The organism is Rhizobium sp. UGM030330-04, from assembly GCF_003208455.1.
Lineage (GTDB): Bacteria > Pseudomonadota > Alphaproteobacteria > Rhizobiales > Rhizobiaceae > Agrobacterium > Agrobacterium rhizogenes_A.
Window position 1 is genome coordinate 152115 of the sequence record NZ_QKML01000012.1, and the last position, 13867, is coordinate 165981.

The 13867-nt window shown below is 59.6% G+C and carries 21 protein-coding genes; 9 read left to right on the forward strand and 12 right to left on the reverse strand.

From position 1 onward, the window contains the following. The first annotated feature begins 124 nt into the window (after positions 1–124). The 5 genes from N434_RS18755 to aat all read left to right on the forward strand — a co-directional run bounded on the left by N434_RS18755 (position 125) and on the right by aat (position 3949). Positions 125–892 (forward strand): DsbA family protein, encoded by a 768-nt coding sequence (locus N434_RS18755; protein WP_110759847.1) that lies wholly within the window; start codon positions 125–127, stop codon positions 890–892. A 125-nt stretch (positions 893–1017) separates the two neighbouring features. Next, positions 1018–1455 (forward strand): type II 3-dehydroquinate dehydratase, encoded by a 438-nt coding sequence (gene aroQ, locus N434_RS18760; protein WP_020012378.1) that lies wholly within the window; start codon positions 1018–1020, stop codon positions 1453–1455. Between the two features lie 25 nt (positions 1456–1480). Next, positions 1481–1969 (forward strand): acetyl-CoA carboxylase biotin carboxyl carrier protein, encoded by a 489-nt coding sequence (accB, locus tag N434_RS18765; RefSeq protein WP_065115475.1) that lies wholly within the window; start codon positions 1481–1483, stop codon positions 1967–1969. A gap of 12 nt (positions 1970–1981) precedes the next feature. Continuing rightward, the gene (gene accC, locus N434_RS18770) at positions 1982–3328 is read left to right on the forward strand and encodes an acetyl-CoA carboxylase biotin carboxylase subunit (RefSeq protein ID WP_003521459.1); all 1347 of its coding nucleotides are present in this window, start codon (positions 1982–1984) and stop codon (positions 3326–3328) included. A 6-nt stretch (positions 3329–3334) separates the two neighbouring features. Further along, positions 3335–3949, forward strand: a complete 615-nt coding sequence (gene aat / locus N434_RS18775) for a leucyl/phenylalanyl-tRNA--protein transferase (protein ID WP_065115474.1) — start codon at positions 3335–3337, stop codon at positions 3947–3949. A gap of 117 nt (positions 3950–4066) precedes the next feature. On the opposite strand, the gene N434_RS18780 is transcribed toward aat, so the two are convergent. From N434_RS18780 to gatB, 5 genes are all read right to left on the reverse strand, one after another. Then, positions 4067–4504 carry a DUF2155 domain-containing protein gene (locus tag N434_RS18780; protein ID WP_065115473.1) on the reverse strand — a complete coding sequence of 146 codons (438 nt, stop codon included), beginning with the start codon at positions 4502–4504 and terminating at the stop codon, positions 4067–4069. 130 nt (positions 4505–4634) lie between these two features. Beyond that, a complete protein-coding gene (locus N434_RS18785; protein WP_003521463.1) occupies positions 4635–5033 on the reverse strand; it encodes an NADH:ubiquinone oxidoreductase subunit NDUFA12 in 399 nt (132 codons plus the stop codon). A gap of 109 nt (positions 5034–5142) precedes the next feature. Further along, positions 5143–5616: a GNAT family N-acetyltransferase gene (locus N434_RS18790; protein ID WP_065115472.1), complete on the reverse strand. Its 474-nt coding sequence runs from the start codon at positions 5614–5616 to the stop codon at positions 5143–5145. Then, positions 5613–6110, reverse strand: a complete 498-nt coding sequence (locus tag N434_RS18795) for a GNAT family N-acetyltransferase (RefSeq protein ID WP_110759848.1) — start codon at positions 6108–6110, stop codon at positions 5613–5615. The genes N434_RS18790 and N434_RS18795 overlap by 4 nt, the downstream gene beginning before the upstream one ends. Positions 6111–6280: 170 nt before the next feature. Then, positions 6281–7786, reverse strand: a complete 1506-nt coding sequence (gene gatB / locus N434_RS18800; RefSeq protein ID WP_065115470.1) for an Asp-tRNA(Asn)/Glu-tRNA(Gln) amidotransferase subunit GatB — start codon at positions 7784–7786, stop codon at positions 6281–6283. Between the two features lie 151 nt (positions 7787–7937). Here gatB and N434_RS18805 point away from each other — a divergent pair, with 151 nt between their 5' ends. Next, entirely contained in the window at positions 7938–8258 is a 321-nt protein-coding gene (locus N434_RS18805; protein ID WP_110759849.1) for a DUF1294 domain-containing protein, read from the forward strand. Here the strand turns inward: N434_RS18805 and N434_RS18810 are convergent. After that, complete coding sequence (locus tag N434_RS18810; RefSeq protein ID WP_110759850.1) at positions 8240–8749, reverse strand: GNAT family N-acetyltransferase; 510 nt, start codon at positions 8747–8749, stop codon at positions 8240–8242. The genes N434_RS18805 and N434_RS18810 overlap by 19 nt on opposite strands. A 276-nt stretch (positions 8750–9025) precedes the next feature. On the opposite strand from N434_RS18810, the gene N434_RS18815 reads away from it, so the two are divergent. Next, entirely contained in the window at positions 9026–9283 is a 258-nt protein-coding gene (locus tag N434_RS18815; RefSeq protein WP_065116195.1) for a YjhX family toxin, read from the forward strand. 73 nt (positions 9284–9356) lie between these two features. Here the strand turns inward: N434_RS18815 and N434_RS18820 are convergent, their stop codons facing one another. The 4 genes from N434_RS18820 to N434_RS18835 all read right to left on the reverse strand — a co-directional run bounded on the left by N434_RS18820 (position 9357) and on the right by N434_RS18835 (position 12497). Further along, positions 9357–9854: a GNAT family N-acetyltransferase gene (locus N434_RS18820; RefSeq protein WP_286172342.1), complete on the reverse strand. Its 498-nt coding sequence runs from the start codon at positions 9852–9854 to the stop codon at positions 9357–9359. Further along, positions 9845–11326: an Asp-tRNA(Asn)/Glu-tRNA(Gln) amidotransferase subunit GatA gene (gene gatA, locus N434_RS18825; protein ID WP_110759852.1), complete on the reverse strand. Its 1482-nt coding sequence runs from the start codon at positions 11324–11326 to the stop codon at positions 9845–9847. The genes N434_RS18820 and gatA overlap by 10 nt, the downstream gene beginning before the upstream one ends. 53 nt (positions 11327–11379) lie before the next feature. Beyond that, positions 11380–11667 (reverse strand): Asp-tRNA(Asn)/Glu-tRNA(Gln) amidotransferase subunit GatC, encoded by a 288-nt coding sequence (gene gatC / locus N434_RS18830; protein ID WP_003521472.1) that lies wholly within the window; start codon positions 11665–11667, stop codon positions 11380–11382. A 125-nt stretch (positions 11668–11792) separates the two neighbouring features. After that, positions 11793–12497 (reverse strand): metal-dependent hydrolase, encoded by a 705-nt coding sequence (locus N434_RS18835; RefSeq protein WP_110759853.1) that lies wholly within the window; start codon positions 12495–12497, stop codon positions 11793–11795. 84 nt (positions 12498–12581) lie between these two features. Here N434_RS18835 and N434_RS18840 point away from each other — a divergent pair, with 84 nt between their 5' ends. Both N434_RS18840 and ruvX read left to right on the forward strand, forming a co-directional pair. Then, positions 12582–12884 (forward strand): alkylphosphonate utilization protein, encoded by a 303-nt coding sequence (locus N434_RS18840; RefSeq protein WP_065115465.1) that lies wholly within the window; start codon positions 12582–12584, stop codon positions 12882–12884. Between the two features lie 14 nt (positions 12885–12898). Then, entirely contained in the window at positions 12899–13378 is a 480-nt protein-coding gene (ruvX, locus tag N434_RS18845; RefSeq protein ID WP_110759855.1) for a Holliday junction resolvase RuvX, read from the forward strand. Here the strand turns inward: ruvX and N434_RS18850 are convergent. Together N434_RS18850 and N434_RS25820 are read right to left on the reverse strand one after the other, a co-directional pair. Beyond that, positions 13330–13647, reverse strand: coding sequence for a DUF6105 family protein (locus tag N434_RS18850; protein WP_110759857.1), 318 nt, complete (start codon positions 13645–13647; stop codon positions 13330–13332). The two genes, ruvX and N434_RS18850, sit on opposite strands and share 49 nt — an antisense overlap. Next, complete coding sequence (locus tag N434_RS25820; protein WP_161490904.1) at positions 13644–13805, reverse strand: hypothetical protein; 162 nt, start codon at positions 13803–13805, stop codon at positions 13644–13646. The genes N434_RS18850 and N434_RS25820 overlap by 4 nt, the downstream gene beginning before the upstream one ends. Positions 13806–13867: the final 62 nt, after the last annotated feature.

The following is a 13867-nucleotide window of genomic DNA, read 5'->3' on the forward strand; positions in this document are numbered from 1 at the left end:
AATCTTCACAATCATGCGACCATAATGCGGACAAGTATTTTTGCCGTATGGCATTTGGCTTAAAGTAAGGTAATTGCCTTCATAAGATTTCAAGAGGCTCCGGCCGCACAGAATGAGGACCGATATGGCGCATTTTCTCCGTTCCACCCTTCTCGCCAGCGTAACGGCCCTTTCGACGGTATTCGCCACCCTGCCCGCCCATGCGCTCGACGAGCAGCAGAAGAAGGAAATGGGCGAATTCATCAAGCAATATCTGATCGAGAACCCGGAAATCATGCTCGAGGTTCAGGATGCGCTTGAACGCAAGCAATATGCGGCGCGCAACGCCAAGGCGGCGGAAGCCGTCGCCGACAACAAGAAGGCCATTTTCGAATCGAAATTCGACCTGGCGCTTGGCAATCCGGATGGCGACGTCACGCTGGTCGAGTTCTTCGACTACAATTGCGGTTATTGCAAACGCGCCATGGGCGACATGGACAATATCCTGAAGAGCGACAAGAAGGTACGGGTCGTCCTCAAGGAATTCCCCATCCTCGGACCGGAATCGGTCGCCGCGCACCGCGTTTCCAACGCCGTGAAGCTGCTTGCGCCGGCCAAGTACCCCGAATTCCAGCGCACCCTGCTCGGCGGCCGTGGACGGGCGAATGAGGACAGCGCCATGGAAGTCGCCACCTCGCTTGGTTTGAAGGAAGCCGACATCCGCAAGTCGATGGCTGAAAATCCCAATGACGAGCAGGTGCAGGAAACCTACAAGCTGGCAACCAGCCTCGGCATCACCGGCACACCCTCCTATATCGTCGGCGACGAGGCGGTTTTCGGCGCGGTCGGCGCGGACCCGCTGAAGGAAAAAATCGCCAATATGCGCAGCTGCGGAAAAGCCACCTGCTCCTGATTGCCTAAAAAGCCCCCACATTCCCTGTGAGATGCCGGCAAAGCCGGCGCTTTACGGCTTGCGGGGGCTTTTCCTTGACCGCTGCGCAGTCTATAGCTGTCGCTGATTTTCTTATGGAAACGTGAATGAGCAACATCATCATCGTCATCAACGGCCCCAATCTCAACATGCTGGGAAAAAGGGAACCGGGTATCTATGGTGGCAAGACGCTGAAGGACATCGAGAATGATTGTCTTCAAGCTGGTGCCGATCTCGGTTTCGCAGTGGAATTCCGCCAGTCCAACCACGAAGGCGTGCTCGTGGACTGGTTGCATGAGGCGGGAGAGAGGGCGGCAGGCGTCGTCATCAATCCCGGTGCTTACAGCCATACCTCTATCGCGTTGCACGACGCTATCCGTGCGATTTCCACGCCTGTCGTGGAAGTGCACATTTCCAACATCCACGCCCGCGAAGAGTTCCGTCACAAATCGATGGTATCACCGGCGGCGAAGGGCATGGTCTGCGGTTTCGGACCATACGGATATATCATGGCGCTTCACGCGCTGAAAAACATCACGGCATAAAAAGAAACAAAGAATAGGGTTTGTCATGTCTGAAAAGAAACAGGGTATCGACAAGGAACTGATCCGCGAACTCGCGAATATCCTCAACGATACCGACCTTTCGGAAATCGAAGTGGAGCAGGACGACCTGCGTATCCGCGTTTCCCGCGCCGCGCCCGCCGCCACGGTCTATGCCGCGGCTCCCGCAGCTTATGCGCCTGCACCGGCAGCAGCTCCTGTCGCTGCGCCGGCAATCGCAGCGCCGGCAGCACCTGCGGCCGCCGGCCCGGCCCGCAACCCGGCCAACACCGTGTCCTCGCCGATGGTCGGTACGGTTTACCTGTCTCCAGCCCCGGGCGCCCGCCCCTTCATCGAAGTCGGTGCGACCGTCAAGGAAGGCCAGACGCTTCTCATCGTCGAGGCCATGAAGACCATGAACCAGATTCCGGCGCCGAAGTCGGGCAAGGTGGTGGAAATCATCGTCAACGACGCACAGCCCGTGGAGTATGGCGAAGCCCTCGTGGTCATCGAATAAAGGCGGTTCAGCATGGTTTCGAAGATCCTCATAGCCAACCGCGGCGAGATTGCGCTACGCGTCCTGCGCGCCGCCAAGGAGCTTGGCATTCCAACCGTCGCCGTACATTCCACGGCGGATGCGGATGCGATGCATGTGCGCCTTGCCGACGAAAGCGTGTGCATCGGCCCGCCGCCCTCGCGTGACAGCTACCTCAACATCCACCAGATCGTTGCGGCCTGCGAAATCACCGGTGCGGACGCCGTTCACCCCGGTTACGGCTTCCTGTCGGAAAATGCCAAGTTCGCCGATATTCTCGACGCGCACGGCATCACCTTCATCGGACCGACCGCCGAACATATCCGCATCATGGGCGACAAGATCACCGCCAAGCAGACGGCACAGGAACTCGGCATTCCCGTGGTTCCGGGCTCCGATGGTGAAGTGAAGCCTGAAAACGCCCTTGAAATCGCCCGGACGATCGGTTTCCCGGTCCTCATCAAGGCGACGGCGGGTGGCGGTGGTCGCGGCATGAAGGTGGCGAAGACCGAAGCCGATCTGGAAGAGGCCGTTGCGACAGCCCGTTCCGAAGCGGCGGCAGCCTTCGGCAACGACGCCGTCTACATGGAAAAGTACCTCGGCAAACCGCGCCATATCGAAGTGCAGGTTTTCGGCGATGGCGAAGGCAATGCCGTTCACCTTGGAGAGCGCGATTGCTCGTTGCAGCGCCGTCACCAGAAGGTGCTGGAAGAAGCCAATTCGCCGGCACTGACCGTCGAACAGCGCATGAAGATCGGCGAGATTTGCGCCAGCGCCATGCGCAAGCTGAAATATCGCGGCGCCGGCACCATCGAGTTCCTTTATGAAAACGGCGAGTTCTATTTCATTGAAATGAACACCCGTCTGCAGGTGGAGCATCCGGTCACGGAAGCGATCACCGGCATGGATCTCGTGCAGGAACAGATCCGGGTTGCCTCCGGCCAGGGCCTGTCGGTCACGCAGGATGATATCGAGTTCCATGGCCATGCCATCGAATGCCGAATCAATGCCGAGGACCCACGCACCTTCGTGCCCTCGCCCGGCACGCTGACCTATTTCCATACGCCGGGCGGTCTTGGCGTGCGCGTCGATTCGGGCGCCTATCAGGGCTACAAGATCCCGCCCTATTACGACAGCATGATCGGCAAGCTGATCGTTCACGGCCGCGACCGTGACGAGTGCATCCGCCGCCTGCGTCGGGCGCTGGACGAGTTCGTCGTCGACGGCATCAAGACCACGCTGCCGCTTTTCCAGGACCTTCTCCAGAACGAGGATATTCTGAACGGCGATTACGATATTCACTGGCTGGAAAAATATCTGGCCGGTGACGCGTCTCACTAAGACGATATGGTTGGGCGGCGCAGCAGAAATAACGGCATAACGGTCGATATCCTGCTGCGCGCCTATTCCGCCGGCCTGTTCCCCATGGCCGATTCGGCAGACGATCCGGAGCTCTTCTGGGTCGAGCCGGAAATTCGGGGGATCATCCCGCTTGACGATTTTCACGTTTCCAGAAGTCTCGCCAAGGCGATGCGCAGGAAGCCCTTCGACATACGCTTCAACACCGCCTTCGAAGCTGTCATGGCCGGATGTGCGGCGGAGGCACCGGACAGGCCGAGCACCTGGATCAACGCCACCATTCGCAGGCTTTATACCGAATTGCACCAGATCGGCCATGCCCACAGCGTCGAGGCATGGGAAGGCAAGGAACTTGTCGGCGGGCTCTACGGTGTCTCGCTGGGTGCCGCCTTCTTTGGCGAAAGCATGTTTTCCCGCCGCACCAATGCGTCCAAGATTTGCCTCGTACATCTGGTGGAAAGGCTGAGGGCGCAGGGTTTCGTGCTGCTCGACACCCAATTCACCACCGAGCATCTGAAAACATTCGGCGCCATAGACGTGCCGAAGCAGGACTATGCGAAAATGCTCGACCTCGCCGTCAATCGGCCAAGCCTGCAATTCTGAAAATTCACGTCAGAGCAGGTCCAATCCAAACGCAATCGTCGGACGTGCACTATCCTTTTGTTTTCCGCATTTTCAGGACGTAAAACCGCTACGCACCTTTACTGGAAACGCTCCAGCTCAATTGCTTGCCGTAGAGGGAGCAGGAACGTCCGAGTCCTGCTTGCAGCCCGTCAGCCACACGTCGTAGATCGGGTGCTCCACGGCGTTGAGGCCGGGGCTATCGGCGAACATCCAACCTGTGAAAATCCGCTTGATCTTGCGGTCGAGCGTGATTTCATCGACCTCGACAAAAGCGTCGATCTTCTGGGTTTCCGTCTGGTCGCGGGAATAACAGACCTTCGGTGTCACCTGCAACGCGCCGAACTGCACCGTCTCATCGATATAAACATCGAAGGAGGTGATGCGGCCGGTGATCTTGTCGATGCCGGAAAACACCGCAACACGGTTTTCCAGACGGGCGGCAGAGACGGGTGACACGAGGAGGACAGCAGAGACCGCCGCAAACAGCGACACTGTCAGCGCACGCAAAGAACGATCCCGCGTGAATTTCCTCATACGATGTGTCTCCAAAGTTTGCCTGTGTCGCGACGCCGACCGGATCAACGCCTAAGGGCGGAATGTGGCAAAAACCGGTGAGGCCGGATGCAAGCGCGGTGTTTTGCACAACACCGCGCATCACAAGAGCTTAGTTGCCGGGGGTCCAGGCGTCGTAATCGCCTGTCACGCGCGGGCGCTCGCCGGCCACGGCCAGCGACCCCTGAGGACGATAGGCCTTGGACGAACCGGTGAGGTTCGGCTGGTGCGGTTTCTGCCAGTCGCGCGCCACATAGCTTTCCTGGCTCGGCGGCACGTCGGTGCGGTAGTGCATCCAGCCATGCCAGCCGGGCGGAATGGCCGACGCTTCAGCGTAACCGTTGTAGATTACCCAGCGGCGCGGCATGCCCCAGGAGGTGGTGCCGCCTTCATAATAGGTGTTGCCCAGCTCGTCCTGTCCTACCTTCTTGCCGAAGCGCCAGGTGTGAAACCGCGTTCCGATCGTCTGGCCGTTCCACCAGGTGAAGATTTGCGTCAGGAGAGTCTTCATTATGCGTTCCTCGGGCTTGAATGCGCCGCAGCGATTTTCCGTGCACGGCACAAGACATGCTTATGCCGCCCCTCACGGCAATTGTCCAGCATTTCGAGATATATCGGCGCTATTTCAGCTTCATCCTGAAGCCTAAATGCCGCTTCTCGAAACCCAGTCGCTCATAGAAGCGGTGCGCGTCCAGCCGGGCCATGTTGGAGGTGAGCTGCGCGGCATTCAGACCCTGGCGGCGGGCCTCTTCGAGGCAATGATTGATCATCACCGCGCCGATGCCACGACCGCGCATGTCGGCGCGGGTCTGCACCGCCTCGATCACCATCGACTTTGCCCCCCGTCCGACGAGCTTGGTCAGGATGGCGGTCTGGAAGGTGCCGACCACTTCGCCATCCAGTTCCGCCACATAAAGCGTTTCGCTCGGCGATGCCTCGATGGCGCGGAAGGCCGCGAGATAATCGGGCTGCGCCGATTCGTCGGTGGTGTCACCGTGACCGCCAATCTCGTCAGCGGCAAAAATGGCGGCGAGCGCCGGAAGATCGTCTTCGCGCGCCGTGCGGATTATCAGCTTCTGCAATGTCGCATTCATCGGGTCAGGCTCTTTTCCATAACGATGCCGGGCAGATCCTCGATGCCCGCCATGCGCTCGATTCGGTCCACCTCGACAAATCCGACGCCTTCATAAAAGGCGATTGCGACAGTATTTTTAGGCTCGACCTCAAGACGCATGATTTCCGCATCCGGAAAGCAGGTTTCGAGTTCGGCGAAGAGATCACGCCCGACACCCTGACGCTGAAATTCCGGGGCCACATAAAGCTGGTGCAGCAGGGCCGTCTTCGCCATCTTGGCGGACATCGAACCATAGGCCATGCCGCCGATGCGCTTGCCGTCATCAGCCACCAGAAACTCGCCGCCCTTTTTCTCAACGCGGTCTTTCATGGCCTGCGGCGAATGCCATGCCGCAATCAACTGGTTCACCTTGTCGACGCCGTAGATCGCGTCATAGGTGGCATGCCAGGTTTCAGCGAGCAAGGCCCTGACCGGCTCGATGTCACGCAGACTGGCTGTGCGGATGAAAAACATGTCTGGACTCCGTCTAAAAACAGAAATGCCGGGTATTGATCCCGGCAAAACGATATCAGCCCCCCCGCACTCGCCGTCATCCTCGGGCTTGTCCCGAGGATCTAAACACGTTTGACGTAGTGGGTCGTTAGATCCTCGGGTCAAGCCCGAGGATGACGGAGGAGAGGTGTTTACTCTTCTTCGATACCGAGCTTGGCCTTCACCAGCGCCTGCACCGCCTGCGGGTTGGCCTTGCCGCCCGTCGCCTTCATGACCTGACCGACGAACCAGCCGGCAAGCGTCGGCTTCGCCTTGACCTTCTCGACCTGATCGGGGTTTGCGGCAATGATCTCGTCCACGGCCTTTTCGATGGCGCCGGTGTCCGTCACCTGCTTCATGCCGCGAGCCTCAACGATCTCGGCCGGATTACCGCCCTCGTTCCAGACGATCTCGAACAGGTCCTTGGCGATCTTGCCGGAAATGGTTTCCGCCTTGATGAGATCGATGATTCCGCCGAGCTGTTCCGGGGAAACCGGCGTCGTCTCGATATCCTTGCCGGATTTGTTGAGCGCGCCGAGCAGATCATTGATGACCCAGTTGGCGGCGGCCTTCGCATCGCGGCCGGCGGCAACGGCTTCGTAATAGTCGGCAATCGCCTTTTCCGACACGAGGATCGAGGCGTCATAGACCGACAGGCCAAGATCGGCGACGAAACGGGCCTTCTTGTCGTCAGGCAGTTCCGGCAGATCGACCTTCAGCGCTTCCACGAAAGCATCGTCGAATTCGAGCGGCAGCAAATCCGGATCGGGGAAATAACGATAGTCATGCGCGTCTTCCTTGGAGCGCATGGAGCGCGTCTCACCCTTGCCGGGATCGAACAGACGGGTTTCCTGATCAATGGCCCCGCCATCTTCCAGAATGGCGATCTGGCGGCGCGCTTCATATTCGATGGCCTGACCGACGAAGCGGATGGAGTTGACGTTCTTGATCTCGCAGCGCGTGCCGAAACCTTCGCCCGGACGACGCACGGAAACGTTGACGTCGGCGCGCATCGAGCCTTCGTCCATGTTGCCGTCGCAGGTACCGAGATAACGCACGATGGAGCGCAGCTTGGTCAGATAGGCCTTGGCCTCATCCGACGAACGCATGTCCGGCTTGGAGACGATTTCCATCAGCGCCACGCCCGAACGGTTCAGGTCCACGAAGGACATGGTCGGATGCTGGTCGTGCATGGATTTGCCGGCGTCCTGCTCCAGATGCAGGCGCTCGATGCCGATCTCGATATCCTCGAAATTGCCCTGACGGTCCGGGCCGAGCGAAATGGTGATGGTACCCTCGCCGACGATAGGGTCCTTGAACTGCGAAATCTGGTAGCCCTGCGGCAGATCCGGATAGAAATAGTTCTTGCGGTCGAAGATCGAACGGTTGTTGATCTTCGCCTTCAGGCCGAGACCGGTGCGCACCGCCTGCTTGACGCATTCCTCGTTGATGACGGGGAGCATGCCGGGCATGGCGGCGTCCACCAGCGACACGTTGGCGTTCGGCGCATTGCCGAAGGTGGTGGATGCGCCGGAAAACAGCTTGGAATTGGAGAGAACCTGCGCATGGACCTCCATGCCGATCACGATTTCCCAATCGCCGGTGGCGCCGGGAATGAAGCGTTTCGGATCAGGGGTGCGCACGTCTACAAGGGTCATCTGAAGCTCACGATATACGGGTTCTTTGGCTCTGGTGGGTAGAACATATGGCGCGCGGGCGCAAGACATGTTGCGCCCTGTGACACGACGCACCGGGTTTTCAGCCACGCCGGACACGGGTTTTTTACGCTTCTCGATTTCAATTCACGTCATGACAACGATTGCTCTCTGTTTCCTGATCTATATCGCCTTCAATCTTTTCGTCTTTCTCGTCTATTGGTGGGACAAGCAGGCGGCGAGGAATGGCGGCTGGCGTATTCGTGAAAGCACCCTGTTGTGGCTGGCCTTCCTGGGTGGCAGCGTGGGAGCAATCTCGGCGCAGCATCTTCTCAGGCACAAAACGCGCAAGGAACCATTCCGCAGCATCCTGCTATCCATCGTGATCTTGCAGGCAGGCCTTGTCGCATCCCTAGCGATCATGCCGGACTGGCCGATGCGGTTGATGTCTTTCGCTCAGAATTCCGTGCCGTAAAGGCCGCTATCGGCTTCGACCAGTTGCTTCTGCAGGCCGACCGACTGAACATCGCGGTCGAGCTTCGGCGCGTAGGAAACCGAGAGCCAGCGGACATTGTAGTCGTGGTGCCGAAAAAACGCGACGGCCGGTTCGTTCTGCGCATGGGTTTCAAGCCGGATGGCGTCAAAACCCTTGTCCCGTATCAGCCGTTCCATATCCGCAAGCAGCAGGGTGCCGACACGCCGGCGCTGAAAATCCGGATCGACCCAGAAATCGGAAATCCGGTCGTCGAAATGTTCCCGCGCCGCCCATCCCGCAACCGTGCCGCCCAGTTCCGCCACGCGGATGGCGAGCCATGAGGAACGCGTGAAATTGGAAAAGGCGCTGGCTGCGTTGTCGTAAAGCGTCGCGGTTATGCCGAGCGCAATCGTGGCCTGTCGCCATGCCCTGAGGCCGATGGCCGCCAGAACCTCCGCTTCCTGCTCATGCGCATTGCGAATGACGATCAAGCCGCGCCCTCCATGGCCACGGAAAGTAGAACACCGGCGGCGCGATTCGGCCAGTGTGGTTTTACCGGGCGCGCAGCAGACTTGACCGTGACGGTCTTGCCCGCTAACCAGAACCGGCAAGAACGGAGTTTTTATGTTCGCTCAATCGGAGTCCCGGTAAAGGCCCTGCCCGCAAATTTATTGCGCGCCGGGCCATGCTGAAACCGAGCCGGCTGCCTTAGCGGCACCCGGATTTGCTTTCACGCGTCCATATGACGCCGACCGGACTTCCAAAAAATGGACATTTCCCGCGCCGAACAGCGCATTCTACATCTGCTCGCCCAGGGCGGCAGAATTGAACTCGTTCGAGACGACGCCCGCAAAATCGAAAAACTCGCGCTTTATACGCGCGACGGCTGGATTTTCAGCGGTCTCGATCTCCTCACCTTCCGCAAGCTGAAACGGAAAAGAGCCATCGCCTCTTCCGGCGGCAAACCCTACCGCATCACCATGCGCGGTCTGGAACTCGTGCGGGGTGAGCTGGACAATCGATAACAAAAAGGGGCGGCGGCCCACTCGCCGCCGCCCGTCACGATACAAACCGGCGAATGCAGCCTAGTCAACCGGATTATGGCGTGAGCCTGCGCTCCAGCTTCACCTTTTCAAGCTCGACCTTCATGATGTCGGACCATTCCATGCCGCGCCAGACGATCTGAAAACCGCAACGCTCGTAAAGACCGATGGCGGCCTGGTTTCCGGCATGGGTATCGATGGTGGCAAACGGCAGGCCTTGCGCGCGCATCCTGTCGAGAAAATGAAGGATCAGGGCTTTGCCGATCCCCCTGCCCTGCCAGTTCGGGTCCACCCAGAGATCGGAAATATGATGAGGCGCGGCGTCGCAAGCGCCCCAGCCGACGACAACACCATCGATTTCGGCAATGGCGATATCACCGGTCGGAGACTTGGCGAAATTCTCGAATTCGCCCCTCACCCGCTCGATGACGGCAGGATCGAGATAGCTGTCGTCGAAGGCTTCACCGGAACGCCATGCGGCAAAACCGACAAAGCCGACCGCGTCGCGGTCGGCTTTGTTCATCTGTCTGAGCTTGAGGCTGCTCACCACCACTTGGCGGGGGTGAACTTGCCCGCTGCCTGCTCGATGGCGTGTGCCGTCTTGAACAGCGTTTCTTCCTCGAAAGGCTTGCCGATGAGCTGCAGGCCGAGCGGCAGGCCCTTGCCGTCAAGACCGGCCGGCACCGAAAGGCCCGGAAGACCGGCCATGTTGACGGTGATGGTGAAGACGTCCTGCAGGTACATCTTCACCGGATCGGAGGCGAGTTCCTCGTCACCCACAGCGAAGGCGGAAGACGGCGTGATCGGGGCCAGAATGGCGTCGACACCTTCGTGGAAGACGTTTTCGAAGTCGCGCTTGATAAGGGTGCGGACCTTCTGCGCCTTCAGGTAATAGGCGTCGTAATAACCTGCCGAAAGCACATAGGTGCCGACCATGATACGGCGCTGCACTTCCTTGCCAAAACCGGCGGCGCGGCTCTTTTCGTACATGTCGGCAATGTCCTTGCCGTCGACGCGCAGGCCGTAGCGGACGCCGTCATAACGGGCAAGGTTGGACGAAGCCTCCGCCGGCGCGACGATGTAATAGGCGGGCAGCGCGTATTTGGTGTGCGGCAGCGAAATATCGACCACCTCGGCACCGGCATCGCGTAGCCATTCCACGCCCTTGGCCCAGAGCTTTTCGATCTCTTCCGGCATGCCGTCGACGCGATACTCCTTCGGAATACCGATCTTCAGACCCTTGAGCGACTGGCCGATGGCCTTTTCATAATCCGGCACCGGCAGGTCGACGGAGGTCGTATCCTTGGCGTCGACGCTTGCCATGGTCTTCAGCAGGATCGCGGCATCACGCACGTCACGGGCAATCGGGCCTGCCTGGTCGAGCGAAGAGGCATAAGCGACGATGCCGAAGCGCGAGCAGCGGCCATAGGTTGGCTTGATGCCGACGGTGCCGGTGAAGGCCGCCGGCTGGCGGATGGAGCCGCCAGTATCGGTCGCGGTGGCGCCGGCGCACAGATGCGCGGCGACGGCTGCGGCCGAACCGCCCGAAGAACCGCCGGGCACCAGCTTCCGGTCAGAACCATTGGCGCGCCACGGGTTGATCGCCGGGCCATACCAGGAGCTTTCATTGGACGAGCCCATGGCGAATTCGTCCATGTTGAGCTTGCCGAGCATGACGGCGCCCTGATCCCAGAGATTCTGGGTGACCGTGGATTCATATTTCGGCTTGAAGCCATCGAGAACATGCGAACACGCCTGCGTGTGCACGTCGCGGGTGGCGAACAGGTCCTTCACGCCAAGCGGAACGCCTTCCAGTTCGCCAGCCTTGCCGGCGGCGATGCGTTCGTCGGAGGCTTTTGCCATGTCGCGCGCCTTTTCAGGCGTCGTCGCCACATAGGCGTTCAGCGCGCCGTTGGCCGCATCGATGGCGGAGAGATAGGCGTCGGTCAGCTCGAGGGCGGAAAATTCTTTGGCCTTCAGCTTTTCGCGGGCTTCGGCAATGGTCAGGCTCGTCAGGTCGGTCATGGTCGGCAACGGCTTTCGAAATCTTGGAAAAAACGGGCGGCAGAGGCGGTCGCTTATTCGACCACTTTCGGGACCATGAAGAAGTCCCGGTCGGTCGCAGGCGCATTGGCGACAATGTCTTCCGCCTTGTTGCCGTCGGTCACCACGTCGGCGCGTTTTTTCATGTCCACCGGGGTCACCGATGTCATCGGCTCGACGCCGTCGACATTCACTTCCGAAAGCTGCTCCACGAAACCGAGTATGCCGTTCAGCTGGCCGAGCATATTCTGTGCTTCTTCTTCGCTGACAGCGATACGGGCAAGGCGCGCAACGCGCTTTACGGTGGCGAGATCGACGGACATGGTTCTACTCCGGTCAGAATTTTCCTACCCGCTATAATGACCATGTCCGTCCTTCGCAACGGTAGAAAGCATGTCGTGTCAAACTGTATGGCGGTTTTGCAGTCGCGACATGCACAGGCGAAATATCAGAAGGACAGCGTATCGCCTGCCTTCGGCGTGTAAACACGCGTCTGCGCCCCTTCCATGCCGGCCACGAATTTCTCCGGTGTCTGGTCGATGATCGGGAAGGAACCGTAGTGGCAGGGGAGCACATGCTCGAACTTGAAGAAGCGCTGGCAGGCAAGCGCCGCCACCGCGCCACCCATGGTGAAGCGGTCGCCGATCGGCACGAGGCCGATATCCGGCTGGTGCAATTCATTGATGAGCTTCATGTCGGAGAAGATATCGGTATCGCCCATGTGATAGACGGCCGGACCGTCCTCGAAATGCAGCATCAGGCCATTGGCATTGCCAAGCGAATGGGAGACGCCATCCTCGGTGATCTGGGCGGAGGAATGCAGCGCATTGGTGAAGGTGACGGAAAAACCGTCGAAATGCACCGTGCCGCCGGTATTTCCCATATCGACCTTCGAAACACCCTTTGCGGAAAGCCATGCGGCAAGATCGGCGTTCGCCAGCACGGTGGCGCCCGTCTCGCGGGCTAGCTGAACGGTATCGCCGACATGGTCGCCATGGCCGTGGGTCAGGAGAATATGGGTAATGCCCTCGGCCGCCGATTTCCCGTCCTGACCGGCAAAACCGGGGTTGCCGGTGAAGAACGGATCGATAAGGATCTTCGCGCTACCGTTTTCAAGGCGGAAGGCGGAATGGCCGAGCCAGGTGATTTTCATGGGAAGTTCTCCTTTGTATTGCCGGTATATTATGACATAGGACGGCCTGAACAACCGCACTACCAATATTTAAGAGAGGCGACCATGGCCGCAAATGATGACGAGTACGTATATGACGAGGCGACCGGCGAATGGCGACCGGCTTCCGAACTGGCTGCGGAAGCGGCGCGTGCGAATGAGGTGCGCGACGCCGCCGGCAACGTGCTGGCGGATGGCGATCAGGTGACGCTGATCAAGGATTTGAAGGTCAAGGGCACCAATACGGTCATCAAGCAGGGCACCGTCATCAAGTCGATCCGCCTGACCGACAATCCGGAAGAGATCGATTGCAGGCATGATGCGGTGAAGGGTCTGGTGCTGCGCACCGAATTCGTCCGCAAGCGATAAGGACAGCACGCGACATGGCAATACTCACCATCGAGGAACTGGCGGAAACCCTTCAGCCCGCACAGGCGATTGCCGGCCTCGACCTTGGCACAAAGACCATCGGGCTTGCCATGTCGGACCTGTCGCGGCGTTTCGCAACGCCGCGTCCCGTCATCAAACGGGTGAAATTCACGCAGGATGCGGAAGTGCTGCTGGCCTTCGCCGAAAAGGAAAAGGTTTGCGCCTTCATCATCGGCCTGCCGATGAACATGGATGGATCAGCCGGGCCACGCGTACAGGCAACACGCGCCTTCGTGCGCACCATGGGCGAAAAAACCGCCCTGCCCTTCATTTTCTGGGATGAGCGGCTTTCCACGGTCGCCGCAGAGCGCGCGCTGCTGGAAATGGATGTTTCGCGCGCCAAGCGGGCCGAACGCATCGATTCGGCTGCCGCGAGCTTTATTCTTCAGGGGGCGCTGGACAGGCTTTCCGCACTCGCCCGCGCGGCCGACTGACGGCCCCGCCACCAGGCGGCAATCTGCTTTCTCCTGCGGAAGGCGACAATCGCAAAGACAATCAGACTATCGACCGCGATGGCGCGCGCCACCAGCGGCGGCAGGCTTTCCGGCGGCAGGCCGAGAATATTGCCGTAAATTTCGAACACCAGATCATGTGTCTGGCGCGTCAGCATGTAAAAGCCGAAGCTCATGTCGTAATAGGACAGCCAGTACCAGCTGCCCAGCAGTGCGACGGGGCCGGCCCACAGGATCAGAAACCACTTCATGCCGCCTGCCCCCGCGCAAAAAACGTATCGGGAAGGCCGGCAAGCACCGCCCAGCGCACCGCAGCCATCAGGCAGAGGTTCAGCGCCGGCGCGTCGATATCCAACGGCAGCAACACAAAAAACGTCATCATGACGCCCAAGGCTGTCCAGCGGCTCACTTGCGGCTCCCTTATGCGCAGTCATTGCGCATGGTTAACATTTCGTTAACCCACACTGGACC

What these genes read in the sequence shown, in the direction of transcription:
- N434_RS18790 (WP_065115472.1), bottom strand. Translation starts at nt 5,616, where the DNA reads ATGAATGCGACATTGCAGAAGCTGATAATCCGCACGGCGCGCGAAGAC.
- N434_RS18840 (WP_065115465.1), top strand. Translation starts at nt 12,582, where the DNA reads ATGGCCGCAAATGATGACGAGTACGTATATGACGAGGCGACCGGCGAA.
- gatC (WP_003521472.1), bottom strand. Translation starts at nt 11,667, where the DNA reads ATGTCCGTCGATCTCGCCACCGTAAAGCGCGTTGCGCGCCTTGCCCGT.
- N434_RS18815 (WP_065116195.1), top strand. Translation starts at nt 9,026, where the DNA reads ATGGACATTTCCCGCGCCGAACAGCGCATTCTACATCTGCTCGCCCAG.
- N434_RS18755 (WP_110759847.1), top strand. Translation starts at nt 125, where the DNA reads ATGGCGCATTTTCTCCGTTCCACCCTTCTCGCCAGCGTAACGGCCCTT.
- accB (WP_065115475.1), top strand. Translation starts at nt 1,481, where the DNA reads ATGTCTGAAAAGAAACAGGGTATCGACAAGGAACTGATCCGCGAACTC.
- N434_RS18785 (WP_003521463.1), bottom strand. Translation starts at nt 5,033, where the DNA reads ATGAAGACTCTCCTGACGCAAATCTTCACCTGGTGGAACGGCCAGACG.
- N434_RS18795 (WP_110759848.1), bottom strand. Translation starts at nt 6,110, where the DNA reads ATGTTTTTCATCCGCACAGCCAGTCTGCGTGACATCGAGCCGGTCAGG.
- N434_RS18780 (WP_065115473.1), bottom strand. Translation starts at nt 4,504, where the DNA reads ATGAGGAAATTCACGCGGGATCGTTCTTTGCGTGCGCTGACAGTGTCG.
- ruvX (WP_110759855.1), top strand. Translation starts at nt 12,899, where the DNA reads ATGGCAATACTCACCATCGAGGAACTGGCGGAAACCCTTCAGCCCGCA.
- gatA (WP_110759852.1), bottom strand. Translation starts at nt 11,326, where the DNA reads ATGACCGACCTGACGAGCCTGACCATTGCCGAAGCCCGCGAAAAGCTG.
- accC (WP_003521459.1), top strand. Translation starts at nt 1,982, where the DNA reads ATGGTTTCGAAGATCCTCATAGCCAACCGCGGCGAGATTGCGCTACGC.
- gatB (WP_065115470.1), bottom strand. Translation starts at nt 7,786, where the DNA reads ATGACCCTTGTAGACGTGCGCACCCCTGATCCGAAACGCTTCATTCCC.
- N434_RS18835 (WP_110759853.1), bottom strand. Translation starts at nt 12,497, where the DNA reads ATGAAAATCACCTGGCTCGGCCATTCCGCCTTCCGCCTTGAAAACGGT.
- N434_RS18850 (WP_110759857.1), bottom strand. Translation starts at nt 13,647, where the DNA reads ATGAAGTGGTTTCTGATCCTGTGGGCCGGCCCCGTCGCACTGCTGGGC.
- N434_RS18805 (WP_110759849.1), top strand. Translation starts at nt 7,938, where the DNA reads ATGACAACGATTGCTCTCTGTTTCCTGATCTATATCGCCTTCAATCTT.
- aroQ (WP_020012378.1), top strand. Translation starts at nt 1,018, where the DNA reads ATGAGCAACATCATCATCGTCATCAACGGCCCCAATCTCAACATGCTG.
- aat (WP_065115474.1), top strand. Translation starts at nt 3,335, where the DNA reads ATGGTTGGGCGGCGCAGCAGAAATAACGGCATAACGGTCGATATCCTG.